Genomic DNA, 23,298 nt, shown 5'->3' with positions numbered 1-23,298 from the left:
GGTTTGGTGGTCAATGCCCGACATCGTGCCCTGCGGGTCGGCGTTCCTGCCTCTGATGCTTGGCGTCGACGCCCGGCCGATCCGGCGCGGCCGACGGGCCGGGTCCGGGCACGGCACGTAGGCTGACTGACGTGAAGGACTACAGCGACACCACCACGCACCGTGGGCGGACGACCGGGCCTGCGCCCCGGCCCGCCGGTGACGAGCAGGAGGTGACGGCGTGACCGAGTTCGACGGGCTGCCGGTGCTGCGGTCCCCCGTTGCCATCTGCGCATTCGAGGGGTGGAACGACGCGGCCGACGCGTCTACCGCGGCGGTCGAGCACCTGGAGCAGGTGTGGGAGGCCCGACCGGTCACCGAGCTGGACCCGGAGGACTTCTACGACTTCCAGGTCAGCCGGCCGACCATCGCCATGTCCGACGGCGCCACCCGCCGGGTGGAGTGGCCCACCACCCGGTTCACCGTCGCCAGCCCCGCCGGCACCGAGCGGGACGTGGTGCTGATCCGCGGCATCGAGCCGAGCATGCGGTGGCGCACCTTCTGCGAGCAGGTGCTGGAGATCTGCCACAGCCTGGAGGTCGAACGGGTGGTGCTGCTCGGTGCCCTGCTCGCCGACGTGCCGTACACCCGGCCGTTGCCGATCAGTGGCAGCGCATCCGACGCCGACGCCGCGCGCCGCTACCAGCTCACCCCGACCCGCTACGACGGGCCGACCGGCATCGTCGGCGTCCTGCATGACGCCTGCACCCGCGCCGAGGTCGACGCCGTCTCGTTCTGGGTCCACGTGCCGCACTACGCCAACAACCCGCCCTGCCCGAAGGCCACCCTCGCCCTGCTGCACCGAGTCGAGGAGGTGCTCGATCTGCCGGTGCCCATGGCCGACCTGGCCGAGGAGGCCGCCGAGTGGGAGCAGCGGGTCCGCAGCGCCGCCGAGCAGGACGCCGAGTTGGGCGAGTACGTACGCGAGTTGGAGGAACGCGTCGGTGACGCCGGCATCACCCCGCTGACCGGGGACGAGATCGCCCAGGAGTTCGAGAAGTATCTGCGCCGCCGAGGCGGATCCGCCGGCCCTACCGCCGGTTCCTGGTAGCTCTCTCCCCTGCTGTTCCGCTTTCCGAGACCCCGGGCACGCCCTGCCCGGGGTCTCGTTGTGCGGGTCAGGGTGGCGGTGATCACCCTGCATAGGGCATCCTAGGAACCTAGCTGAAATGAGGAGGCGGGGGATGCAGATCAACCCGGGGGCGGCCGAGTTCCCGCACCGCCAGATCGCCGCGCAGCTCAAGAGTCAGATCCGACGCGGCGACTGGGCGCCGGGTGAGCGGCTGCCGTCCATCCCGGCCATCGCCGAGATGTTCGGCGTCGCCAAGCAGACCGTGCAACGCGCCGTCGACCAGCTGCGGGTCGAGGGGGTCCTGATCACCAAACCCGGTTCCGGCACGTACGTACGGGGCACCCGGCGGCGACTCAACCGACTCTCCCGGGGCCGCTACGGCGGGTTCCGTGGCTACCACACCGACCTCGCGGCCCGCTATCGCCAACAGCTCGTCTCCGTCGGCCGCTCCCCCGCGCCACCCGAGGTGGCCGACGCGTTCGGCGTACCCGACGGCACCGAACTGCTCTGCCGCCGTCACCTGGTGCGCACCGAGGACTCACCGGTGGAGGTGGGCGCCTCCTGGTTCCTGCCCGCTGACACCGCCGGCACCAGTCTGGAACGCGCCGAGGCGTTCGGCCGTCCGCTCTACCAGGAGGCCGAGGAGGCCACCGGCCGGCGGTACGCGACCGCCACCGACACGATCACCGCGCGTCAGCCCAGCCGCGAAGAGTCGGAGACCCTGCAGATCCGACCCGACACCCCGGTGCTGCATCTGCTGCACGTGGCGTACGACCCGCACCGCAAGCCCATCGAGGTCGCCCAGGCCACCTGGCCCGGACCGGTCACCACGCTCACCGAGGAGTACCAGATCCCCGCCCCCACCCCATCGCCCGACCCCGACCCCGGCCTCATCCTCGGCTGACCGACGCCTGCGTGATCGACGGTGGGAGCCGTTAACAAGGGGCCCCTGCTATACCGGAGGCGTTAACAGGGTGCCCTTCCTTACAGGCGGACGCCGAGCAGGGCGTCGAGGGTGTCGGCGAACAGGCGAGGTGCGGCCGGGTCGTCCTCGGTGCCGGCGAGGGTCCGCTCGGCCCACTCGTCGGCCAGCCGCAGGACGTCAGGAGTGTCGAGGTCGTCGGCGAGTCGTTCGCGTACGCCAGTCAGGAACGCCGACCCGGACGGCCCGGCGGTCGCGGCGGCGGCCCGCCGCCAACGGTCCAGGCGTTGCTCGGCGGCGGTCAGCAGGTCGTCGGTCCAGGAACGGTCGGCGCGGTAGTGGCCGGAGAGCAAGGCCAGACGCACCGCCATCGGGTCCACCCGGTCGGCTCGTAGCCGGGAGACGAAGACCAGGTTGCCCCGGGACTTGGACATCTTCTCGCCGTCCAGCCCGATCATGCCGGCGTGCACGTAGTGGTTGGCGAAGGGCGACACGCCGGTCAGCCGCTCGGCGTGCGCGGCGGAGCACTCGTGGTGCGGGAAGATCAGGTCGTTGCCGCCACCCTGCACGTCGATCGTGGAGCCGAGCAACCCGAGGGCAATCACCGCGCACTCGATGTGCCAGCCCGGGCGGCCAGGGCCGAGATCCCCGCCGGGCCAGGAGGGCTCGTCGTCCCGGGCGCCGCGCCACAGCAGCGGGTCCAGCGGGTCACGCTTGCCGGCGCGGTCCGGGTCGCCGCCGCGCTCGGGGAAGATCTCCAGCATCTCCGCCCGGGAGAGGTTGGACTCGTAGCCGAAGCTCGGCGCGGCCGAGATGTCGAAGTAGACGTCGCCGGTGCCGTCGTCGAGACGGTACGCGGCACCGTCCTTGAGCAGCACCAGCACCTTCTCGGCGATGTCCGGGATCGACTCCACCGCGCCGACGTAGTGCGCCGGCGGGATGATCCGCAACGCCTCCATGTCCTCCCGGAACAGCGCCGTCTCCCGCATCGCCAGGACCTTCCAGTCCTCGCGGTCGCGTTCGGCCCGCTCCAGCAGCGGATCGTCGATGTCGGTGACGTTCTGTACGTACCGGACCTCGTGGCCGGCGTCGCGCCACATCCGCTGCACCAGGTCAAAAGTGATCATGGTGGCGGCGTGGCCGAGATGGGTGGCGTCATACGGGGTGATACCGCAGACGTACATGGTGGCGGTGCCGTCCGGCTCACTCGGCTGCACGCTTTCGCGTGCCGAGTCGAACAACCTCAGCGGCTCGCTCCTGCCCGGCAGCCGCGGCACCTCGTGCCCCACCCATGACTCCATGACCGCCAGCCTAACCAGCCGTTGGGCGACGTCACGCCGGCCCGCGAGTGATCAACGCGACAGGGTCAGATCGGCGGCCACGGCACCGCCGGCCAGTCCGGGGACGGCTCCGGAAAGCGACCGCTCTCGCACAGCCGGTCGATCCGGGCGGCCAGCTCGGCGATCTCACCGAGAGTGAGGTGCTCGGCCAGTTCCTCGCCGAGCGGGCCGGCGACCTGACGGGACAGGCGACCGAGCATGTCGACCGCGTCGGCCGGCAGCGAGCGGCCGGCCCAACCCCAGAGCACCGTACGCAGCTTCTCCTCCACGTGGAAGCTCACCCCGTGGTCGACCCCGTAGATCCGGTCGTCCGGGCCGCTCAGCACGTGGCCACCCTTGCGGTCCGCGTTGTTGATCACCGCGTCGAGCACCGCGAGCCGGGCCAGCCGCGGATCGTCGGCGTGGGCCAACGCGTATGCGGTGCCGTCGTCGTCGCGGGCCGCCGCGATCGGGAACCAGCGCGGCGGCACCGCGGCGGCCGGCACGAACCCCACCAGCGGCTCGACGTCGGGCGGCTCCTCGATCCAGAGCTGGCAGGACCCAGACCCGAACGGCCCGTCCCGCAACACCGTCGGCGGCACCAGGTCCCAACCGGTGGCTTCGGAGACCAGGTAGGCGGCCACCTCACGGCCGGCCAACGTGCCGTCCGGGAAGTCCCACAGCGGTCGCTCCCCACGCACCGGCTTGTACACGCACCGCGCCGACAGCCCGTCCAGCGTCAGCACGCCACGCAGGGTGGTGTTCGACGCGTCGACGAGTCTGCCCTCGACGGTCAGCTCACCGTCGCGCAGCAGGCGCAGCGCGGCACCCCCGTCGTGTCGGGCAGCCACGCCGGACGAGGTCACCGGTGGTAGCCGTTGTTCCGCGGGCAGAGGTGGCCCGCCGGGTCAAGGGGCTGGCCGCACAGCGGACAGGGCGGCCGGCCCGCGTTGACCACGCGCCGGGCCCGCTCGATGAAGGCGCGGGTCGCCTCGGGGGTCAACCGAACCCGGAGCCGGTCGAGATCCTCGTCGGGCTCGACGTCGTCGGGCTCGTCCTCCTCCTCCGACTCGCCAAGCTCGATCTCGGCCTCCGCCTCGCCGACCGCGATGGCCTCGATCACCACGGTCGCGGTGTCCGCGTCGAAGGCCAGGCCCAGCGTGCCGACCCGGAACTCCTCGTCGACCGGGGTTTCCAGCGGATCGTTGTCACCGGCCGGGGCGGCAGCAGCCTCGGGCAGGTCCACACCGAACCTCCGCTGGGCCTCGGTGAGCAGCTCCTCCAACTTCTCGGCGAGCAGGGAAACCTGGACCTTCTCCAGCGCGACGCTGACCAGCCGGCCACCGCCGCGCGCCTGGAGGAAGAACGTGCGCTCCCCCGGCGGCCCGACGGTCCCGGCGACGAACCGCTCCGGCGGTTCGAAGGCGTGCACCTGGTGGGTCATACCCACGACCCTATCCGGCGGCCCCACACAGCGCGTACCCCACCGACCCGAATCGCGACTCCCCCATCGGTGGCGGGATGCGGGGCCGGGCGGCAGCTCACCGGGACGCTCCCGCGCCGCCGCCGACCGCAGCGTCCGAGGCCGTCGACCGGTTGGCCCGCCGCCGCCGCTTACCGGGTGGTGGCACCAGGCTGGCCAGGTCACCGCCGACGTCGTTGAGACGTACCAGGAAGGGTCGCAGAGGGGTGTAGCGGATCGCGGTCACCGACGCCGGGTCCACCACGATCCGCTGAAAGAGATCCAGGTGTACGCCGAGGGCGTCGGCGACGATGGCCTTGATCACGTCCCCGTGGCTGCAGGCCAGCCAGACCGCCTCCGGGCCGTGCTGGGCGGTCAGCCGGGTGTCCCAGTCGCGTACCGCCGCGACCGCGCGGGCCGCCATCTGGGCCATCGCCTCCCCGTCGGGGAAGACAGCGGCGCTGGGATGCTGCTGCACCACCGGCCAGAGCGGCTCCTTGGCCAGCTTCTTCAGGGGCTGCCCCTCCCAGCTGCCGTACCCGCACTCGATCAGACCCTCCTCCACCACCGGCGACGCCTGGGGCAGCGCCAGCTCCAGGGTCTGCCGGCAGCGGATCAGCGGGCTGGTCACCACGGCCGACAGCGGCACCGTCCGCAACCGCTCACCGACGGCGGCGGCCTGGGCGCGACCGGTTTCGTCCAGTTCGACGGGCTGCCGGCCGGCGAGGCCACCGTCGGCGTTCGCGGTGGTCCGTCCGTGCCGCAGAAGCAGAAGTGTCGCCACCCGCACCACCCTAGGCCCTCACCCCACACCCCTCAGGGCGGTGCCGAACTCCCCGACAGCAACCGGAACCACACCCGTCCGTTCGGATCTTGTTGCAGTTCGGCCCTCTGGTGGGCGGTTCGGGACCAAGATTGCGGACCACCCCACCACCGCGCACGGTCCCACCCCTGGCTGGCCTGCACCTCCGGGCGGCGGCCGACCAGGTCAGGCTGGGGGCGACCGCAACCACTCGAACCAGCCACCGTCCCCCCAGCCGCAACCACCCACTCAGGTAGCGCTGATCGTCCCCGTCAACAGCAGGGCCAGGACGAGCGTGCCGACCGCGACCCGGTAGAGCACGAAGATGTACAGGGTGTGGTGCGCGACATAGCGCAGCAGCCAGGCGATGGCCGCGTAGCCGACACCGAACGCGATGAGCGTGGCCACGACCATCTGCGCGACCGTCGGCGCCGAGGTGCCGGGCGCCGCCGGTTCGAAGACGTCGCCGAGGCTGAACACCCCGGACATCACTACCGCCGGAATGGCCAGCAGGAACGAGTAGCGGGCCGCGGTCTCCCGGGTGAGGTTCAGGAACAGACCGAAGGTGAGGGTCGCCCCGGAGCGGGACACGCCCGGGATGAGCGCCAGCGACTGGGCGAAGCCCATCACCACACCGTCGCGCATCCGGAAGTCCCGCAGGGTCCGGGTCTGCCGGCCCCAGTACTCGGCGAAGGCGAGCACGAAGGCGAAGACGATCAGGGTGGTGGCCACCACGTACAGGTTGCGGGCGGTCTCCCGGATCTGGTCCTTGAACAGGAAGCCGAGCGCCCCGATCGGGATCGAACCGACGATCACGTACCAGCCCATGCGGTAGTCCAGGCTGGAACGGACGGATTTGTCCCAGATTCCGATGATCCAGGTCCGGCCGATGCGCCAGATGTCCTTGGCGAAGTACAGCAGCACCGCCGCCTCGGTGCCCAGCTGGGTGACCGCGGTGAAGGACGCGCCGGCGTCCTGCTCGAAGAAGATCGCCGAGGTGATCCGCAGATGCCCCGACGAGCTGACCGGAAGGAACTCGGTCAGGCCCTGGACGATACCCAGGACGATGGCCTCGATCCAGGTCACTCCCCGACTCCTGAGAGGTCCAGCGCCTCGGCGACGGTCCGCAGGGTCTGCACACCGGTGTCACGGTCGGCGGCGAAGAGGGTCACCGACAGGGTGGTGACACCGGCCTCGGCGTACTCGCGCATCCGGTCGGCGATGCGCTCCTTCGGGCCGAGCAGCGAGGTCCGGTCGATGAACTCCATCGGCACGGCGGCCGCGGCGTCGCGCTGCCGCTTGGCCAGGTAGAGCTCCTGCACCTCGCGGGCGGCGTCGCCGTAGCCCATCCGGGTGGCCAACTGGTTGTAGAAGTTCTGCTGGCGGCTGCCCATGCCGCCGACGTACAGCGCCGCGTACCAGCGGACCAGCTCGGCGCAGGAGTTCAGGTCGTCGCCGATGACGACCGGCACGGACGGCACCACGTCGAAGCCGGCGAGGTCCTTGCCGACCTTGGCCCGGCCGGCGCGCACCGCCGCGAGCTGCTCCTCGGCGAACTCGGGGGCGTAGAAGACGGCCAACCAGCCGTCGGCGATCTCGCCGGCCAGTTCCAGGTTCTTCGGGCCCACCGCGGCCAGGTAGATCGGGATGTGCTCGCGCGGCGGGTGGAAGCCCAGCCGCAGTGCCTTGCCGGGGCCGTCGGGCAGTGGCAGCGTGTAGAACTCGCCGTCGTAGGCGACCTCCTTGCGGCCCACCGCCAGCTTGACGATGTCCACGTACTCCCGGGTGCGGGCCAGCGGCTTGCCGAACCGCACGCCGTGCCAGCCCTCGGAGACCTGCGGCCCGGAGACGCCCAGGCCGAGCCGGAACCGGCCGCCGGAGAGCGAGTCGATGGTGGCCGCGGTCATCGCGGTCATCGCGGGCGTCCGAGCCGGAATCTGCATCACCGCGCTGCCGATATCGATCCGCTCGGTCTGCCCGGCCATCCAGGAAAGCATGCTCGGCGAGTCGGAGCCGTAGGCCTCCGCCACCCACACCACCGAGTAGCCGAGCCGGTCCGCCTCCTGAGCCATGGCCAGATGATCCGCCGGCGTGCTCCAGGCTGTCTGGTATCCGAGGTTTAGCCCGAGTCGCACAGAGTCCTCCCCCATCCGCAGTCGCACCAGGTTACGCAATGTCGGTGAAGGGGACGATCACCGGCTCACCGAGTCGTCCGACCCGGACGAGCGGGAACACGAACCGCCGGGCAGACTTGACGGGAGCGAGGATATCGGTCCGGCCCTGTTCGAAATAAGGTTCACCCATGCAGCAGCGACCGCTCGGCCGAAGCGGGCTGGCGGTTTCCCGGCTCGCGCTCGGCACCATGACCTGGGGCCGGGACACCGACGCCGACGACGCGGCCGCGCAACTGAAGAGTTATCTCGACGCCGGCGGCAACCTGATCGACACTGCCGACGTGTACGGCGACGGCGACGCCGAATCGGTGATCGGCTCGCTGCTGGGCACCCTGGTCCCCCGCGAGGATCTGTTGATCGCGACGAAGGCGGGGCTTCGGCCGGGTGGCGACCGCCGCCGGGACGGCTCCCGTGGGCACCTGCTGCGTACCCTGGACGCCTCGCTGCGACGGTTGGGCACCGACCACGTCGACCTGTTCCAGGTGCACTGCTACGACCCGCAGACCCCGCTGGAGGAGACCCTCGCGGCACTGGATCACGCGGTGGCCAGTGGTCGGGTGCGCTACGTCGGCGTGTCGAACTTCTCCGGCTGGCAGACCGCCCGGGCGGCGGCCTGGCAGGCGGCCTGGCCCGGGCGAGCACCGGTGGTGGCCGCACAGGTGGAGTACTCCCTCCTGGAGCGAGGCGTGGAGCGGGAGGTGCTGCCCGCCTGCGAGGCGCTCGGGCTGGGTGTGCTGCCCTGGTCGCCGTTGGGCCGTGGGGTGCTCACCGGCAAGTACCGGCACGGCCGACCGGCGGACTCGCGGGCGGTGTCGCCGCATTTCGAGCGCTTTGTCGCCACCTACCTGGAGCCGCGCTGCTCCAGCATCGTGGAGGCGGTGGCCACCGCCGCGAGTGGCCTCGGCGTCTCCCCGCTGGAGGTGGCGCTGGCCTGGATCCGGGACCGGCCGGGAGTGACCGCGCCGATCCTCGGCGCGCGTACCTCCGGGCAGTTGCTCGGGGCGCTCCAGGTGGAACGGATGACCCTGCCCGACGAGATCACCACGGCGTTGGACGACGTTTCGGCGCTGGAGGTCGGCTATCCGGAACGCGATGGTTGAGCATCACCCGGTCGAGGGTGGCGCCCGAGGGCTCGGGCTGGGCAGCATGGGCCCATGGACTACGAATACGCGCCGCTGCGGTTACCGCCGAACGTCGACCGGTTGACCGCCGCGGCGCAGTTGGCGATCCAGGCGGAGTTCTCCGGCTGGGAACTGGCCCGGGTGCGGCTGTTCCGAGACGGTACGCGGCAGGTGGTGCTGCGCCGTCGACGGGTCAACCAGCCACAGCCGGGCCTGTCGTACTGACCCGCCGGCGCTCTCACCCGCCCGGGCACCCACCGGTCGGGATCGGTTGCGCCGATCCCGACCGGTGACCGGTCGGTGCGCCGGTGCCGTCAGTGCACGTGGTCGTGCTCGTCGTCGAGTTCCAGGAACGGGTGCTCGTCGAGGCGACCGACCAGCCGATCGTCGGGGCCCGGCTGGAACGGACCAACCGGGTCGTCGTCGGCGAAGGACTCCAGGTCGACCGGCGTACCGACCTCGCTGACCATCACCACACCGTCGAGCGGCTCCAGCTCCGGCACGTCGAGCGCGCCGAGTGAACCGTCGCCGCTCTGCAACAGTTCCAGCACCGCCTCGCCGACGCCCTCCACCGGCGGCACCTCCTCGTCACCGGGTACGCCTTCCCGGCGGGCCGCCTCGGCGACCCGGATCAGCGCGGAGACGCTCGGCACCCGGTAGTCACGCCGCTGACGTACGGAGATCACCTGCGAGTGCGGGTCGGTCGACTCGACTCCCTCGCCACCGGCGAAACGCTGATCCGCCTCGTCCGGATCGATGGACTCGACATCCCACGGGGTGACTTCGCCGAAGGCGTCCATGAGTTGCTCGTCGTAGGCGAACGACGCGTTGTTCAACGCGACGTACGCCTGCCAGACGTCGTCGTCGTCGATCCGGCCCTGCGCGGCCCGGACGGCGGCGAGATGGTGACGGGCCGCTTCGATCACGCGCTCGAGGGCGGCGTCCAGCTCGCCGTGCTGGTCGGTCATGTGAGGCGTCCCCTTCACGAAGAATCCAGGTTGTCGCGTCCACCCGGACGCGAAACAGCAGGTAGGGCGTCCAACCGGACGCCCGTTAACAGGTACGCAGGAACCGGTCGAGAACCCGCACGCCGAACTGTAGTCCGTCCACCGGAACCCGCTCGTCGATGCCGTGGAACAGCGCCGAGAAGTTCAGGTCGGCCGGCAGCCGCAGCGGGGCGAACCCGAAGCAGCGGATGCCCAGTTGGGCGAAGGCCTTCGCGTCGGTGCCGCCGGAGAGCATGTACGGCACCGGTCGGGCGCCCGGGTCCTCGGCCCGCAGCGCGGCGGCCATCGCCGCGACCAGTTCGCCGTCGAAGGTGGTTTCCAGCGCCGGCTGCCGCTGGACGTACTCGATGGCGATGTCCGGGCCGATCAGCTCGCGCAACTGCCGCTCCAACAGCTCCGACTGGCCGGGCAGGCTGCGGCAGTCGATGGTGGCGCTGGCCCGGCCGGGGATGACGTTGTCCTTGTAACCGGCGGCGAGCCGGGTCGGATTCGCGGTGTTGCGGATGGTGGCGCCGATGATGTTGGCGATCGGGCCGAGCTTGGCGATGGCGGCCTCCGGGTCGTCCGGGTCCAGCTCTATGCCGAGCACCTCGGAGACCTCCTCCAGGAAGGCGCGCACGGTGTCGGTGACCACCACCGGGAAGCGGTGCCGACCGATCCGGGCCACCGCCTCGGCCAGCGCGGTGACGGCGTTGTCGTCGTGCAGCATCGAGCCGTGCCCGGGCCGGCCCCGGGCGTGCAGCCGCAGCCAGTCGATGCCCTTCTGGGCGGTCTCGATGAGGTAGAGCCGCCGCGACGGGTCCACCGTGTAGGAGAAGCCGCCCACCTCACCGATGGCCTCGGTGCAGCCGTCGAAGAGGTCACGGTGCCGGGTGGTCAGGAAGTGCGCGCCGTACTCGCTGCCCGCCTCCTCGTCGGCGGTGAACGCGAGCACGATGTCCCGTGGCGGGCGCACCCCCGTACGCTGCCAGTCCCGCACCACCGCGAGGACCATGGCGTCGAAGTCCTTCATGTCGATGGCGCCCCGACCCCACAGGTAGCCGTCGCGCACCTCGCCGGAGAACGGGTGCACCGACCACTCGTCGGCGTCGGCCGGTACGACGTCCAGGTGCCCGTGCACGAGCAACGCGCCCCGGCTGGGGTCGGTGCCGGGTATCCGGGCGACCACGTTGGCCCGCCCCGGCGCGGACTCGTGGATGACCGGGGTGATGCCGACGTCGGTGAGCTTCTCCGCGACGTACTCCGCCGCGCCGCGTTCGCCGACGCTGGTGGCGTTGTCGCCGGTGTTCGTGGTGTCGATGCGCAGCAGGTCCCGGCACAGCTCGACGACCTCGTCGGTCGGCGCGGGAAATGCGGCGTGGGCGTCGCTCGTCATCGTGCCTTCATATCAGCCTGGTGCGGTCACCAGGAACGTCGCCGCGACACCGCCAACGTTCCTGGACACCGCGCCAAGTTTCGGTTCGGGCGGCTGCGGGTACTGCCGCGCCTGCCCGACGTCCGCCGAGACCACCTCGTCGCTGCCCCGCCCGCCCAGGAGGCGACCATGTCCGTCCATCTGCCGCCACTGCCGCCCACCCCCGGCGACGACTACCGGCCCACCGGGCGCAGCATCGCCGACCTCGTCGCCGAGGAGCACCGGCAGTTGCTGGAGTTGACCCGTCGGCTGATCGAGCCCGGACCGGACCCGGAGCATGGTCGCGACGTCCTGGTCGCCGCCCTGTCTCGGCATCTCTCCGGAGAGGAGCAGTACCTTCTGCCGGCCGTGCGGCACGCCGTCGAGGACGCGAACCCACTGGTCGACGAGGTGCTGGCCGGCGATGTGGAGCTGCTTCGGGCCCTGCAGGGACTGACCGACGACGGGCTACCCGACCTCGCCGCCCGGCTCGAGGCGCACGCCCGTGCGGTCGACCCGCTGATGCAGCGGCTCTGCGCCGCCGCGACCGAGGAGGAGCTGATCCGGCTCGGTAACCGGCTGGAGATCGCCGAGGAGGCGGCGCCGACCCGCCCCCATCCGGCGGTCCCGCACAACCCGCCGTGGAACCGGATCGTCGAGCCGGCGGTCGGGGTGGTCGACAAGGTTCGGGACGTCCTCGCCGGCCGGCACACCCAGTTGGGTGAGCTGACCGAGCCGCCACCTCGGTAGGAGACCCGCGCCACGTTCATGGTCGTTGATACGTCCGGGCACTACCGCCGGCTGCCCCGTGGCCCTACCGTCACGCTATGAATCTGGAGTTGCGCCACCTGAGGGTGGTCTGCGCCATCGCGGAGACGGGGAGCGTGACCAAGGCGGCCTCGACGCTCGGCCTGGCCCAGCCGGCGCTGACCGCCCAGCTCCAGCGGATCGAACGTACCCTCGGCGGGCCGCTGTTCGAACGGGACCGGCGCGGCGCGCGGCCCACCGCCCTGGGCGAGTTGGTGCTCGCCCGGGCCCGGGTGCTGCTACCGGCGATGAAGGGCCTGCAGGACGAGGCGGCCCGGTTGGCCGGGGCGGGAGACGCACCTCGCCGGTATCGCTTCGGCGGCGTCAACAGCCCGATCCTGGGTCGGCTGGTGCACCGGCTGGCCGCCGAGCAGCCGCAGGCGCAGATCAGTACGCACGCCTCCTGGTCGGTCGACGAGCTGGCCCAGTTGGTCGCCGGCGGACGGCTGGACTACGCGCTGACCGGGGTGTGCGGTGACTCGACACCATCGGCGGACTACGGGCTGAGCTGGCGGGAGGTCGCCGTCGATCCGGTCATGGTGCTGCTGCCGGAGACCCACCCGCTGTCCGGGCGTGACGAGGTGGACCTGGCCGACCTGCGGCACGAGCAGTGGGTGGCGGCACCGGGGGACGGCTGCTTCGGTGACTGCTTCGCCGCCGCCTGCGCGCGGGCCGGATTCACCCCCCGGAAGGTGTACGAGGCCGACGTGCGCAGCTGCATCGACCTGGTGGACGCCGGCGAGGCGGTGGCGCTGTGCCAGGCCACGTTCCGGCCGGTCGCCGGTCTGGTGACCCGCCGGCTGGCCGGCACGCCGCTGCGCTGGCGGCTGATGCTGGGCTGGCATCCTGAGTCGGCCGCCGCCCGCACGGCCGACCTGGTGCTGGAGACCGCTCTGGTCGCGTACACCGACGCTCTCGCGCCGCATCCGGCGTATCTGGCCTGGCTGCTGCGGAATCCGGCGTTCGGCGTGCGGCGGCCGGCGCCGGCGGTGACGGCTCCCTGGGTGCGAAGCGCCTGAGCGCGGGTAAGGGCGGAGTATGACCGACCTCTACCCCGCCGCGGACGACCGCGAACTGCTTCGTCGGGCCGCCGCCGCGCACACCGCCGCCGTCCGGGAGTCCGAAGCCTTCCTGCGCCGGTTGCCGGAGGTGCCCGACCCGGCGGACCTGGCCGAGTACGCCAACCTGCTCACTCGCGAGGAACAGACCCGCAGTGACCGGCAGGCCGCCGCGGACGCCGCCGGGCTGGCCATCGCCAGTCTCGAAGCCGAGTAGCCCGGTACGACGTACGGTCGTCCCCGGCGCGATGCGGCGGCGCCGGGGACGATCGTGGTGGGTCAGCGTTCCACGAGCACGTCGTGGCCCAGGTCGAGCAGGCTGTGCCGCCATTCGTCGTCGGCGTTGCCCCGACGGGGCTTGTCGGCGGTCAGCGATCGGATCCGCTCGACGGCCTCCCGCATCACGTCGATGTCCTCCGGTGTCAGGTCGACCTTGCGTTTACGCAGCACCGCGAGGATCTGCCGGCCCGGCTCGGGCAGATTCAGGTCCGGGTCGGGGCCGAAGGCGGTCTCACCGGAGCCCCGGGTCAGCAGCCACTGTCGCAGTTGCTCGGACGGCACGTTGACCTCGGCGTGGAAGTCCTCCCAGAGCACTTCCACCTCGGGGTCGAGTCGCTGCTCGCGTACCATCAGCCCTCCTCTGCCACCGGCGACCCGGACTCCTCCGGGTGCCCCTCGTCGGTCTGCCCGCCCAGCCCTTCCGGCGGCAGCTGCACCCGGGAAGGGTTGGCCGTCGGTGGCGCCAGGATCGCCTCGGTCCGCTCTTCTTCGCTTGCCTCGTCCGGTTCGGTCATCAGTAGCCTTCCGGTCAGCGGGGATGCGAGGTCGTCGCCTTGGCGTGGCCCCGGCCGGCCGACACGTCGAAGGCGAGCTTGTCGTCCCGGGCGTCGACGGTGACCCGCTGACCGGGTGAGATCTGCTGTTCCAGCAGCATCCGGGACAGGTGGTTGTCGACCTCCCGCTGGATCACCCGCCGCAGCGGCCGGGCACCGAACTCCGGCTGGTAGCCGTGCTCGGCGAGCCAGTCGATGCTGGCGGTGGTGAAGTCGACCTCGATGTCCTGCGCGTGCAGCCGGCGACGGGTCTCCTCCAGCAGCAGTCCGGTGATCTGGCGCAGCTGCTCGGCCTCCAACCGACGGAAGATGATCACCTCGTCGATGCGGTTGAGGAACTCGGGGCGGAAGTTCTCCTGCAACCGGCGCATCAGCCGCTCTCGCAGCTCGTCGCTCTCCTGTGCGCTGCCCGGCTCGCCGGCACCGAAGCCGACGGCCCGCTGCGCACCGGTGATCAGCTCGGAGCCGATGTTGCTCGTCATGATCAGAACGGTGTTCTTGAAGTTGACCGTCCGGCCCTGACTGTCGGTCAGCCGGCCGTCGTCGAGTACCTGCAACAGGATGTTGAACACGTCCGGGTGGGCCTTCTCGATCTCGTCGAGCAGCACCACCGCGTAGGGGCGTCGACGGACCGCCTCGGTGAGCTGACCAGCCTCCTCGTACCCGACGTAGCCGGGTGGAGCGCCGACCAGTCGACTGACCGTGTGTCGTTCCTGGAATTCGCTCATGTCCACCCGGACCATCCGGTCCGCCTCGCCGAACAGCGCCTCGGCCAACGCGCGGCCCAGTTCGGTCTTGCCGACACCGGTGGGGCCGAGGAACAGGAAGCTGCCCATCGGCCGGTTCGGGTCGGCCAGACCGGTACGGGAACGACGGACCGCCTCGGCGACCGCGGTGACCGCGTCGTCCTGCCCGACGACCTTCTCGTGCAGCTGGCCCTCCAGCCGCAGCAGCCGGTCCCGTTCCTCCTCGGTGAGCTGGCTGGCCGGAATGCCGGTGGCCCGGGACACCACCTCGGCGATCTCCTCCGGCCCCACCTCGGGCACCCGGCTGCCGCCGTCGTCGCCCCGGGCCCGGTGCACCTGCCCCTCCAGTTCGGCGACCCGATCACGCAGCGCGGAGGCGCGTTCGTACTGTTCGTCGGCGACGGCCTGCTCCTTGTCCCGCCGTACCTCCTCAAGCTCCTGTTCCAGGTCACGCACGTCGGCGTCCGGGGTGCGGGTACGCAGCCGGACCCGGGCACCGGCCTGGTCGATCAGGTCGATCGCCTTGTCCGGGAGGAAACGGTCGGTGACGTAACGGTCGGACAGTTCCGTGGCGGTCACCAACGCCTCGTCGGTGAAGCGGACCTGGTGATGCGCCTCGTAGCGGTCCCGCAGTCCGCGCAGGATGGCCACGGTGTCCTCGACGGTCGGTTCGGGTACGAACACCGGCTGGAAGCGCCGGGCCAACGCGGCGTCCTTCTCGATACTGCGCCGGTACTCGTCGAGGGTCGTCGCGCCGATCACCCGTAGTTCGCCGCGGGCCAGCGCCGGTTTGAGCATGTTGGACGCGTCCATGCCGCCCTCACTGCCCGCGCCGCCCGCCCCGACCAGGGTGTGGATCTCGTCCAGGAAGATGATCAGCTCCTCCCGGTGGGCCCGGATCTCGTCGATCACCTTCTTCAGCCGTTCCTCGAAGTCGCCCCGGTAGCGGGTGCCGGCGACCAGACCGGCCAGGTCGAGCTGGATCACCCGCTTGTCCAGCAGCGTCTGCGGCACGTCGCCGTCACAGATCCGCTCCGCCAGGCCCTCCACGATCGCGGTCTTGCCGACACCCGCCTCGCCGATGAGCACCGGGTTGTTCTTGGTACGCCGGGACAGGATCTCCACCGCCTGCTCGATCTCGTCAGCCCGCCCGATCACCGGGTCGATCTGATCGTTGCGGGCCAGGTCGGTGAGATCCTGGCCGTACTGGTCGAGCGTCGGCGTGCCCCGGTCGGGCCGGGGGCCACCGGCCGGACCGCGTTCGGCGTTGGCGGCCTGGAGGGATTCCGGCTGGATCCGTCCGGCGGCCAGCATCCGTCCGGCGGGGGACTCCGGGTTGAGCGGCAGCGCCATCAGGATGTGCTCGGGTCCGATGTAGTTGGCGCCCATCGCCCGGGACAGTTGGTGCGCGTCGAGCAGCGCCCGCTTGGCCGCCGGAGTCAGCGACAGGTTCGGCGGAACCTCGCCCTGCGGGGCGCCGTCACCCCGTCCGCCCAGGGCGTTGATCAGGGTGTCCGGCTCCGCGCCCGCTCGTCGGACCAGGTCACGCAGCGGCTCGCGCTGCAACGCCGCCCAGAGCAGGTGGTCGGTGTCCAGGTCGTTGCTCTGTTTCTGCGCGGCCCGGCGGGCCGCGTCGGCCAGCATCTCCCGCGCGTCGGCGGTCATCAACCGGGTGATGTCGACCCGGTGCGCGGGACGTCGCCCGGCCTCGCCCCGCCCGAAGTATCGCGCCAGGAACTCGTCCCACGGGTCGGAGCCGAAGTCACCGGGTCCAATCATGTCTGTCCTCCGCGGTCGGGCGCGAGACGGTCGGCACGGGCTACCCAGCCCCCGGCCGGACAAACGCCACCACCCGTGCCCAGCCCTCGGCCCGGCGCGGCTATCCCGGCACGTCGCCCAGGCGGATGGCAGGGTTGACAGATGGAACCGACACCGCTGCTGATCGTGGACGCCGCCAACGTGGTCGGCTCACGCCCGAACGGCTGGTGGCGTGACCGGGCCGGCGCCACCGCCCGCCTGCGGGACACGCTCGCCCCGTTGGGCGGCCGGGGTCTGCCCCCGGACCTGCCGCCCCCCGTCGAGGTGGTGCTGGTGGTGGAGGGCGCGGCCCGGGACGTGCCGGGCGTCGAGGGGGTACGCGTGGTGTCCGCCGTCGGTTCCGGCGACGACGCCGTGGTCGACCTGGTGGCCCACGACGGGCAGCGGCGACGAGTGGTGGTGGTGACGGCCGACCGTGAGCTGCGGGAGCGGGTCACCGCACACGGCGCCGAGGTGCACGGCCCACGGTGGCTGACCGGCGGTGGCGGTGGCGGTGGGTGAGCGTCCGCCCACCGGTCCCACTGATCGGACCTGCGTCGTCTGCGGTCGACAACCGGTCAGCGAGGCAGGAACACTGACAGGGCAGTTGTTCTGTTCCCTACCGGCATAGGCTCTAATGGAGTCCTCCCCGCCCCCAGGAGGTTCCGCGTGGCGAGCGTCGCCGAGCTCAAGGCAGCCATCGATGTCGCACTTCAGCAGATCGGTGACGGTCAGAGCGCCGTGCAGGCCGCCGGCGAGAAACTGGCCGAGGCGCAACAGACCCTCGCCGGAGCGCTGGAGGGCAGCGGGCACACCACGGTCGAGGCGGCCCAGGCGTCACTGACCCAGGCCAGCCAGGAGCTGGAGGAATGCCTCGCCGCGACGCTCGTCGCGGTCGAGCAGGCCCAGCAGTACGTCTCGACGCTGTAGGGGCGGGCGTGTCCATCGTCGAGGAGGTCGGCGCGCAGGTCCGCGCCGCCGCCGAGGAACTGCCGCTGGGCCTGTTGGGACAGGCGTTGGAGAAGTTCGGGCTGGCCAGCGAACGGCTGCGCTGGGTGCGTCAGGAGTCGGCCAACCCGATGGGGGTGCCGGAGTTGTCCGCCGCCACCGAGCACGCGGAGACCGCTGGCTACGCGTTGCGGCTGGCCCAGGAGCAACTGACCGGGTACCTCGCCGCGATCGGGCTGGCTCCCGACGGTGCGTCACCGGCTCCCGGTCAGCCGCAGCGACAGCCGGTGCACGACGCGCCCGGAGCGGCCGAACCGGTGGTCGGCGCACCGGAGCCGGCCGGCGAGGTGCGGCTGCGTCGCTGGTGGTCGGTGCGGGTGGCCGAGTTGACCGGTGAGCGGGAGGGCCCGGCGGAGCAACCTGACGAGCGCGTCGCCGACTCCCGGGAGTTGCTGCACCGGGTGGTACGCGGCGTCCGGGCCGGTGACCGCGACCGGCTGCACCGCGACCTGCACGGCGCACACGCCGACGTCGGCCTCGGGCTGGCCGCGGTGGCCCCACCGCTGCTTCGCGACCTCGCCAGCGAGTTGCTGGGTCATCCGCCGCGCAGCGACGACCTGCCCCGGTTGCACCGCGAGCTGGACGGTCGGGTCCGTGACCTGCTTCCCGGCCTGCCGGCGCCGGTGTTGGACACCCTGCTCAGCCGGGTCTGCCGGATGCCGCCACCGCGTCGCGGTGAGGGCGAGCAGCCGCACGCCGCCGATCCCGCGGTCACCGCCGGGGTGCTCACCGGCGTCCTGCTCGACCGCCTCGGACGCGATCTGCCCGCCGAGGCCGGCGGCACCGCCGGTGACCGGCCCGCGAGCGGCGCGACGACCGGTGGCCGACCGGTCGGGCGCGGCGGCGAGCCGGAGCCCGGTCGTCCGTCCGGGGCGACCGGCTCCGGGGTCGGTCGCGCGACACCGTGGTCCGGGGCACCATCACGGTCCAGGTCCTACGACGGACCCGTCGGCCGGCCGAGGCGCGGGATCGATGGCTGACCGGCGCAACCAGCTGGTCACCCGGGTCCGGGAACTGCTCGCCGAGGCACTTGGCGCGTCCCGGGAACGGTCGGCCTCGGCCCAGGTGACGCTGACTGCCGCCCGCGAGCGGGCGGTGCGGATACGTCGGGCCGCCGCCGGCGTGCCGGAGCGCGTCGGCGCCGAACGTGACCGCCGCCTCGCCGAGATCGACTCCCGGCACGCGGCCCGGTTGGAGGTCCTGGCCCGGGATGCGGCCCAGGCCGCAGCCCGGGAAGCGCCCGGCGCGGGTTCGGCGGACTGGTCCGGGTGGCGTCCCAGCCCGGCCGAGCGGGCCGAGCCGCCCGGAGCGACGCGGATCGGCACCGTGCAGCTGGCCGGCACCGAGCCGGTGCCGGCACTGGTGGCGCTGCTCGACGCCGGGCATGTGGCGCTCGACGGCGACGCCGACGGATGCGCGGCCGTGGTCGCCGCGCTGCTGCTGCGCAGCCTGGGTCGCACCGCACCGGGCACCGTACGGCTGGTCGGTTACGACCCGGACCGGCTCGGCGGTGGGCTGGCCGGGTTCGCCCCGCTGGGCCCGGCCGGGCTGCTCACCTTCGTCGGTCCGGGTGGTCTGGGCCGGCTGCTGGACGACCTGGTGGAACAGATCCGCCGGATCAATGAGACCGTCCTCGCGGGCGAGCACGCCTCGTTGCGCGACCTGGCCGCCACGACGGGACGCCGCCCGGAGCCGTGGCGGGTGGCGGTGCTGCTCGGCGGCGAGGAGTTGTCCCGGCACGAACGCGGCCAACTCGACCGGGTGGTACGCGCCGGGGTCGCCTGCGGCGTACACCTGATCGTGCGGGGTGTGCCGCTGCCCGACGAACCGTCGGTGACCCGGGTGACGGTGACCGCCGACGGTGCCCGGATCGGCCGGCTGCCGGTCCGGCTCGACCCGCCCCCGCCGGCCACGCTGGTCACCGAGACGTGTCGGGACATCGCCTCCGTGGTCAGCGCCGGGCCGGCGCCCACCCCGTTCACCGACCTGTTGCCGCCGGTCGGCCAGATGTGGCGGGAGGACTCGGCGACCGGGCTGACCGCGCCGATCGGCGAGGGACCGCAGGGCCGCCCGGTGCTGCTCACGCTCGGCGACTACCCACCGCACGCGTTGATCGGCGGTCCCTCGGGCACCGGAAAGACGAATCTGATCTTCGCCTGGATCGGCGCCCTCGCGGCCCGCTACTCCCCCGCCGAGTTGGAGTTCTACCTGCTGGACTTCAAGGAGGGGGTGTCCTTCGCCCGGTTCGCCCAGGGGCGGCGGGACCCGAGCTGGCTGCCGCACATGCGGCTGGTCGGCATCAACGTCAACACCGACCGGGAGTTCGGTCTGGCGCTGCTGCGATTCCTCACCGAGGAGCTGCGCCGGCGCGCGGACGCCGCCAAGAAGCACGAGGTCACCAAGCTGGCCGAGTTGCGGGTGGTGGATCCGACCGGGCACTGGCCACGGATCGTCGCGGTGGTCGACGAGTTCCAGATGCTGCTGGCCGGCCGGGACGCGGTCGCTCGGGAGGCGGCCGACCTGCTGGAGGACCTGGCCCGCCGGGGCCGCTCGCAGGGCATCCATCTGGTGTTGGCCTCGCAGGACGTGCGCGGCATCGAGGCGCTGTGGGGCCGGCCCGCACTGGTCGCCCAGTTCACCCTGCGGATCGCGCTGCCGAAGGCACTGCGCATCCTCGCCGAACGCAACGACGCCGCCCAGTCGCTGCCCAAGTTTCATGCGGTGGTCAACGCCGAGTCGGGCCTGACCGAGGGCAACCAGGTGGCTCGGATCCCGTCGGCCAGCGACTGGGAGACGTGGAGCGACCTGCAGCACCGGCTCTGGCGGATGCGTCCGGCCGAGGCGTCGCCCGCCCGTCTCTTCGACGGCGACGCGGTGCCGCGGCTGGCCGACGCGCCGGACTTCCGGGCGCTGCGGGCGCCGGAGGTCGGTACGCCCCGGGGACCGGTCGCGCTGCTCGGCGAGATCATCGACGTGCAGGCCCGTTCCGCGGTGCTGCGGCTGCCTCGGGCACCGGGCCGTAACCTGGCCGTTCTCGGCACCCGGGTCGACGAGGCGTGTGCGGTGCTGGACGCCGCGGCCCGCTCGTTGGCCCGGCAGCACCGCCCCGGCAGCGCCCGCTTCTCGATCGCCTGCCTGGACCCGGACGCCGACCCGGCGGCTCGGGCCCTCTACGAGGATCTCGCCGACGACGCCGCCTGGTACGACGAGGAGACCGTGGCCGAGCTGATGGCCGAGACGGCCGACGCCCTGGGTGTGCCCGGCGCCACCGGCACCCCCCACTATCTGCTGCTGTTCGCCGTCGACGCGGCGGCCGGGACACTCGCCGCACGCGCCGGACGGGCCACCGGGCTGGAGCATCTGCGCCGGATCCTGCACGACGGCCCGGAGCGGCGCACGCACGTGCTGGCCTGGTGGCGCGGAGTGGCCCGGATGCGCGCCGACCTGGGTGGCACCGGCGCCCGTACCGACCAGATCGGTGCCTGGGTCGCGCTGGACACCCACGGCGGGGAACTCGGCCCGTCGTTGTATCCGGGCAACAGCGGACCGGACTGGTATCCCCGCCCGTGGCGGGGGCTCTTCTTCGACCGGGCGGTGCACCGGACCGGGCAGACCATCATCCCGTACGGACCGGCACGATGAACGAACCGGTCACCAGCCAGTCGTACCATGCCCAGCTCCGCCGGCTCGCCGAGTTGACGGCCCGGGTGCAGGAGCAACGCGCGGAGGCGCAGGACTGGTACGAGCAGCAGTGCGCGGCGGCGGACCGGGCGGTGGCCGAGTCCGCCGACGAGGTGAACCGCGCCGAACGGGAACTGGTCGCCGCACGCGAGGTCCAGGAACGGGTCGAAACCGAGGCGGCGCTGCTGTGGCAGGAGCTGAACAGCCGGCTGGGCGGTGGCGGGCGACGTGCCGGGGCGCCACCGGCCCCCGCGTCGGAGGCCACCGGCGACCCGCTCGTGCTGCTGGCGGGCGTACGGGATCTGCTGCGCCGTACCCGTCAGCCCGGCGAACTGCCGGGCACCGTCAACCCGCTGATGGCGGGCTGCGGCATCCTCGGAGCGGTGGTGGCGTACGCGTTGGGTGCCGTCGCCCGTGCCCTCGGTGCGCGCCACGACGGTGACCTGGCCGTGGGCCTGCCGGTGCTGGCCCTGGTGGTGACGCTGCTCGGTCCGGTCCTCGGCCTGATCCCGGCGCGGGTGATCGCCGACCGCCGCCACGCCGTGCTGAGCCCTCGCCCCGTCCTCATCGTGGTCGTCGCCGGCCTGACCACCACCCTCCTGCTACTGACCCTCCCCCTGCCCTAACCCACCCCGCAGCCCCGCCGCCCCGCAGCCCCGCACCGGTGATCATGAGGTTGTTGCCCGGGGGAGCGCTTTCCCGTGACAACAACTCCATGATCGGCCGACGCCGTGGGGTGGTCAGGCGGGGGTCAGGGCGGCTTCGCGCAGGAGGCGACGGGTGAGGGTGAGGCGGTCGGCGTCGTCGTCCAGGCCGGGGAGGTCACCGACGCGGATCGGCGCGCCGGTGAGCAGGGCGCGTACGGCGGGCTCGCAGAGCGCGGGCAGGCTGACCGTACGGTCGAACAGGCGCAACACCACCCGCTCGCCCTCGGTGGCGAGCTGCCAGCGCAGGCCCGCACGGGCCACGACGAGGCTGTCGGCGGTCAGCGCGGTGATCGCGGCGGCCTGGGCCATCGGCCGGATCGGCGCCGGTCGCGACGCCGACCAGGCCCGCTGACGCAACCGGGCGGCCACGGCGGCCGGCTCGGCCCGCGACAGCCACTCCCGCAGCGCCTCGACCGTCTCGGTCAGCTCCGGTTCGATGGCGTCCGGGTCGGCCACGTCGGTGCCGAACGGCAGGGTCGCCCGTAGTCGCTGGTCCTCGGCGGCCAGCCCGAGCAACTCCTCGACCAGCGCGTACCGGGTCAGCGCCCGGATGCCGACGGTCAGGTGCAGCGAGCTGGACTCCTGCGCCTGGGCGCTGTGCAGCCATCCCCGGGGCAGGTAGAGCGCGTCGCCCGGCTCCAGGACCACGTCGAGGGCGGCCGGGCCCTGTGCGGTCGCGGCCACCTCGTCGGCCCGACCGCCCCATGGCTGCCGTTCCAGCGGATCGGGTAGCACCGGTGGGTGGATGCGCCAGTGCTTGCGGCCGTCGACCTGGAGCACGAAGACGTCATGGGTGTCGTAGTGGGTGGCGAAGCCCTGGCTGCCCGGCGGGGTCAGGTAGGCGTTGACCTGCAACGGCTGCCCCACGGCCAGGCTCAGGTCCCGAGTGAAGTCGATCAACGCCGGCCAGGTGCGGTGCAGCCCCTGCAGGACCAGGGTGGCGCCGTCGGCGTACAGCTGGAGGACCTTCTCGTCGAGGACCTGGTCGTCGATCTCGGCGCCGGCGCCGCCACCGCCGGTGTACCGCGCCGCCGGCAGCACCTGGCCATCCTTGGCCACCCGCAGGAACGGGGTACGCAGACCGCGCCGGCTGAGCAGTTCGTCGGCGTCGACGGGGCTGAGCAGATCGGTGAAGCCGGCCGGGTTGGGCAGCTCGGCGGCGCGGGACAGCAGCGGCGTACGCCCCCAGTGGGCGGCGGCGAACTTCTCCGCCTCCACGCTGACACAGCGGGCCAACGCGGCGGCGGCCGTGTCCCGGTCGGCGGGCCCGCCGAGGCCGGAGACCGGGGCGGACGGAGACGGAGCCGCCGGGCGGCCGTGGCCGCCCGGCGGGTCGAGACGCGTCATGGC

The 23,298-nt window shown here is 72.3% G+C and carries 24 protein-coding genes; 12 read left to right on the top strand and 12 right to left on the bottom strand.

The window, feature by feature from the left end:
- The first annotated feature begins 220 nt into the window (after window positions 1-220).
- Window positions 221-1,090, top strand: coding sequence for a PAC2 family protein (locus Vlu01_RS05940; protein ID WP_093402074.1), 870 nt, complete (start codon window positions 221-223; stop codon window positions 1,088-1,090).
- A 133-nt stretch (window positions 1,091-1,223) separates the two neighbouring features.
- Window positions 1,224-2,015 (top strand): GntR family transcriptional regulator, encoded by a 792-nt coding sequence (locus Vlu01_RS05935; protein ID WP_203995180.1) that lies wholly within the window; start codon window positions 1,224-1,226, stop codon window positions 2,013-2,015.
- An 80-nt stretch (window positions 2,016-2,095) separates the two neighbouring features.
- On the opposite strand, the gene mshC is transcribed toward Vlu01_RS05935, so the two are convergent.
- From mshC to Vlu01_RS05905, 6 genes are all read right to left on the bottom strand, one after another.
- Window positions 2,096-3,334 carry a cysteine--1-D-myo-inosityl 2-amino-2-deoxy-alpha-D-glucopyranoside ligase gene (gene mshC, locus Vlu01_RS05930; protein WP_203995177.1) on the bottom strand — a complete coding sequence of 413 codons (1,239 nt, stop codon included), beginning with the start codon at window positions 3,332-3,334 and terminating at the stop codon, window positions 2,096-2,098.
- Window positions 3,335-3,399: 65 nt separating this feature from the next.
- Window positions 3,400-4,218, bottom strand: coding sequence for an SCO1664 family protein (locus Vlu01_RS05925; RefSeq protein ID WP_203995174.1), 819 nt, complete (start codon window positions 4,216-4,218; stop codon window positions 3,400-3,402).
- Window positions 4,215-4,796 (bottom strand): DUF3090 domain-containing protein, encoded by a 582-nt coding sequence (locus tag Vlu01_RS05920; protein WP_203995172.1) that lies wholly within the window; start codon window positions 4,794-4,796, stop codon window positions 4,215-4,217. Before Vlu01_RS05920 ends, Vlu01_RS05925 begins: the two co-directional genes overlap by 4 nt.
- A gap of 97 nt (window positions 4,797-4,893) precedes the next feature.
- Entirely contained in the window at window positions 4,894-5,607 is a 714-nt protein-coding gene (locus tag Vlu01_RS05915) for an MSMEG_4193 family putative phosphomutase (protein WP_203995170.1), read from the bottom strand.
- 258 nt (window positions 5,608-5,865) lie between these two features.
- Complete coding sequence (locus tag Vlu01_RS05910) at window positions 5,866-6,702, bottom strand: undecaprenyl-diphosphate phosphatase (RefSeq protein WP_203995168.1); 837 nt, start codon at window positions 6,700-6,702, stop codon at window positions 5,866-5,868.
- Window positions 6,699-7,751, bottom strand: coding sequence for an LLM class F420-dependent oxidoreductase (locus tag Vlu01_RS05905; protein ID WP_203995166.1), 1,053 nt, complete (start codon window positions 7,749-7,751; stop codon window positions 6,699-6,701). The genes Vlu01_RS05910 and Vlu01_RS05905 overlap by 4 nt, the downstream gene beginning before the upstream one ends.
- A gap of 167 nt (window positions 7,752-7,918) precedes the next feature.
- On the opposite strand from Vlu01_RS05905, the gene Vlu01_RS05900 reads away from it, so the two are divergent.
- On the top strand, window positions 7,919-8,890 hold the full coding sequence (locus Vlu01_RS05900) for an aldo/keto reductase (protein WP_203995164.1): 972 nt from the start codon (window positions 7,919-7,921) through the stop codon (window positions 8,888-8,890).
- 54 nt (window positions 8,891-8,944) lie between these two features.
- Entirely contained in the window at window positions 8,945-9,136 is a 192-nt protein-coding gene (locus Vlu01_RS05895; RefSeq protein ID WP_053655860.1) for a DUF5703 family protein, read from the top strand.
- Window positions 9,137-9,225: 89 nt separating this feature from the next.
- Here the strand turns inward: Vlu01_RS05895 and Vlu01_RS05890 are convergent, their stop codons facing one another.
- A complete protein-coding gene (locus Vlu01_RS05890) occupies window positions 9,226-9,879 on the bottom strand; it encodes a hypothetical protein (RefSeq protein WP_203995160.1) in 654 nt (217 codons plus the stop codon).
- 85 nt (window positions 9,880-9,964) lie between these two features.
- Window positions 9,965-11,293: a M20/M25/M40 family metallo-hydrolase gene (locus Vlu01_RS05885; protein ID WP_203995158.1), complete on the bottom strand. Its 1,329-nt coding sequence runs from the start codon at window positions 11,291-11,293 to the stop codon at window positions 9,965-9,967.
- Window positions 11,294-11,461: 168 nt separating this feature from the next.
- Between Vlu01_RS05885 and Vlu01_RS05880 the strand changes: the two genes are divergently transcribed.
- From Vlu01_RS05880 to Vlu01_RS05870, 3 genes are all read left to right on the top strand, one after another.
- Entirely contained in the window at window positions 11,462-12,061 is a 600-nt protein-coding gene (locus Vlu01_RS05880; RefSeq protein WP_203995156.1) for a hemerythrin domain-containing protein, read from the top strand.
- Window positions 12,062-12,138: 77 nt separating this feature from the next.
- Window positions 12,139-13,137, top strand: a complete 999-nt coding sequence (locus Vlu01_RS05875; protein WP_203995154.1) for a LysR family transcriptional regulator — start codon at window positions 12,139-12,141, stop codon at window positions 13,135-13,137.
- Between the two features lie 19 nt (window positions 13,138-13,156).
- Window positions 13,157-13,393, top strand: coding sequence for a hypothetical protein (locus Vlu01_RS05870; RefSeq protein WP_203995152.1), 237 nt, complete (start codon window positions 13,157-13,159; stop codon window positions 13,391-13,393).
- 62 nt (window positions 13,394-13,455) lie between these two features.
- Here the strand turns inward: Vlu01_RS05870 and Vlu01_RS05865 are convergent, their stop codons facing one another.
- From Vlu01_RS05865 to Vlu01_RS05855, 3 genes are read right to left on the bottom strand one after another with little or no spacing between them, the layout of a single operon-like run.
- Window positions 13,456-13,806: a DUF3140 domain-containing protein gene (locus Vlu01_RS05865; RefSeq protein WP_203995150.1), complete on the bottom strand. Its 351-nt coding sequence runs from the start codon at window positions 13,804-13,806 to the stop codon at window positions 13,456-13,458.
- Window positions 13,806-13,970: a hypothetical protein gene (locus Vlu01_RS05860; protein ID WP_203995148.1), complete on the bottom strand. Its 165-nt coding sequence runs from the start codon at window positions 13,968-13,970 to the stop codon at window positions 13,806-13,808. The genes Vlu01_RS05865 and Vlu01_RS05860 overlap by 1 nt, the downstream gene beginning before the upstream one ends.
- A 14-nt stretch (window positions 13,971-13,984) precedes the next feature.
- On the bottom strand, window positions 13,985-16,534 hold the full coding sequence (locus Vlu01_RS05855; RefSeq protein WP_203995145.1) for an ATP-dependent Clp protease ATP-binding subunit: 2,550 nt from the start codon (window positions 16,532-16,534) through the stop codon (window positions 13,985-13,987).
- A gap of 141 nt (window positions 16,535-16,675) precedes the next feature.
- Here Vlu01_RS05855 and Vlu01_RS05850 point away from each other — a divergent pair, with 141 nt between their 5' ends.
- The 5 genes from Vlu01_RS05850 (at window position 16,676) to Vlu01_RS05830 (ending at window position 21,867) form a co-directional block, all read left to right on the top strand.
- A complete protein-coding gene (locus tag Vlu01_RS05850) occupies window positions 16,676-17,074 on the top strand; it encodes a PIN domain-containing protein (protein ID WP_203995143.1) in 399 nt (132 codons plus the stop codon).
- Window positions 17,075-17,221: 147 nt separating this feature from the next.
- On the top strand, window positions 17,222-17,482 hold the full coding sequence (locus tag Vlu01_RS05845) for a hypothetical protein (protein WP_092379879.1): 261 nt from the start codon (window positions 17,222-17,224) through the stop codon (window positions 17,480-17,482).
- A gap of 8 nt (window positions 17,483-17,490) precedes the next feature.
- A complete protein-coding gene (locus Vlu01_RS05840) occupies window positions 17,491-18,540 on the top strand; it encodes a hypothetical protein (protein ID WP_239095718.1) in 1,050 nt (349 codons plus the stop codon).
- On the top strand, window positions 18,533-21,202 hold the full coding sequence (locus tag Vlu01_RS05835) for an FtsK/SpoIIIE domain-containing protein (protein WP_203995141.1): 2,670 nt from the start codon (window positions 18,533-18,535) through the stop codon (window positions 21,200-21,202). The genes Vlu01_RS05840 and Vlu01_RS05835 overlap by 8 nt, the downstream gene beginning before the upstream one ends.
- A complete protein-coding gene (locus Vlu01_RS05830) occupies window positions 21,199-21,867 on the top strand; it encodes a hypothetical protein (RefSeq protein WP_203995139.1) in 669 nt (222 codons plus the stop codon). The genes Vlu01_RS05835 and Vlu01_RS05830 overlap by 4 nt, the downstream gene beginning before the upstream one ends.
- Window positions 21,868-21,981: 114 nt before the next feature.
- On the opposite strand, the gene Vlu01_RS05825 is transcribed toward Vlu01_RS05830, so the two are convergent.
- Window positions 21,982-23,295, bottom strand: coding sequence for a cupin domain-containing protein (locus Vlu01_RS05825; RefSeq protein WP_203995136.1), 1,314 nt, complete (start codon window positions 23,293-23,295; stop codon window positions 21,982-21,984).
- Window positions 23,296-23,298 lie beyond the last annotated feature (3 nt).

Source organism: Micromonospora lutea, assembly GCF_016863535.1.
Lineage (GTDB): Bacteria > Actinomycetota > Actinomycetes > Mycobacteriales > Micromonosporaceae > Micromonospora > Micromonospora lutea.
Note: the sequence above shows the minus strand (reverse complement) of the source record. Positions and strands in the feature narration are given on the sequence as shown.

Excerpts from the sequence above, each read along its gene's own strand:
- Vlu01_RS05875 (WP_203995154.1), top strand. The coding sequence starts at position 12,139 with ATGAATCTGGAGTTGCGCCACCTGAGGGTGGTCTGCGCCATCGCGGAG.
- Vlu01_RS05825 (WP_203995136.1), bottom strand. The coding sequence starts at position 23,295 with ATGACGCGTCTCGACCCGCCGGGCGGCCACGGCCGCCCGGCGGCTCCG.
- mshC (WP_203995177.1), bottom strand. The coding sequence starts at position 3,334 with ATGGAGTCATGGGTGGGGCACGAGGTGCCGCGGCTGCCGGGCAGGAGC.
- Vlu01_RS05870 (WP_203995152.1), top strand. The coding sequence starts at position 13,157 with ATGACCGACCTCTACCCCGCCGCGGACGACCGCGAACTGCTTCGTCGG.
- Vlu01_RS05935 (WP_203995180.1), top strand. The coding sequence starts at position 1,224 with ATGCAGATCAACCCGGGGGCGGCCGAGTTCCCGCACCGCCAGATCGCC.
- Vlu01_RS05860 (WP_203995148.1), bottom strand. The coding sequence starts at position 13,970 with ATGACCGAACCGGACGAGGCAAGCGAAGAAGAGCGGACCGAGGCGATC.
- Vlu01_RS05895 (WP_053655860.1), top strand. The coding sequence starts at position 8,945 with ATGGACTACGAATACGCGCCGCTGCGGTTACCGCCGAACGTCGACCGG.
- Vlu01_RS05830 (WP_203995139.1), top strand. The coding sequence starts at position 21,199 with ATGAACGAACCGGTCACCAGCCAGTCGTACCATGCCCAGCTCCGCCGG.
- Vlu01_RS05835 (WP_203995141.1), top strand. The coding sequence starts at position 18,533 with ATGGCTGACCGGCGCAACCAGCTGGTCACCCGGGTCCGGGAACTGCTC.
- Vlu01_RS05850 (WP_203995143.1), top strand. The coding sequence starts at position 16,676 with ATGGAACCGACACCGCTGCTGATCGTGGACGCCGCCAACGTGGTCGGC.
- Vlu01_RS05890 (WP_203995160.1), bottom strand. The coding sequence starts at position 9,879 with ATGACCGACCAGCACGGCGAGCTGGACGCCGCCCTCGAGCGCGTGATC.
- Vlu01_RS05865 (WP_203995150.1), bottom strand. The coding sequence starts at position 13,806 with ATGGTACGCGAGCAGCGACTCGACCCCGAGGTGGAAGTGCTCTGGGAG.
- Vlu01_RS05855 (WP_203995145.1), bottom strand. The coding sequence starts at position 16,534 with ATGATTGGACCCGGTGACTTCGGCTCCGACCCGTGGGACGAGTTCCTG.
- Vlu01_RS05900 (WP_203995164.1), top strand. The coding sequence starts at position 7,919 with ATGCAGCAGCGACCGCTCGGCCGAAGCGGGCTGGCGGTTTCCCGGCTC.
- Vlu01_RS05920 (WP_203995172.1), bottom strand. The coding sequence starts at position 4,796 with ATGACCCACCAGGTGCACGCCTTCGAACCGCCGGAGCGGTTCGTCGCC.
- Vlu01_RS05885 (WP_203995158.1), bottom strand. The coding sequence starts at position 11,293 with ATGACGAGCGACGCCCACGCCGCATTTCCCGCGCCGACCGACGAGGTC.
- Vlu01_RS05880 (WP_203995156.1), top strand. The coding sequence starts at position 11,462 with ATGTCCGTCCATCTGCCGCCACTGCCGCCCACCCCCGGCGACGACTAC.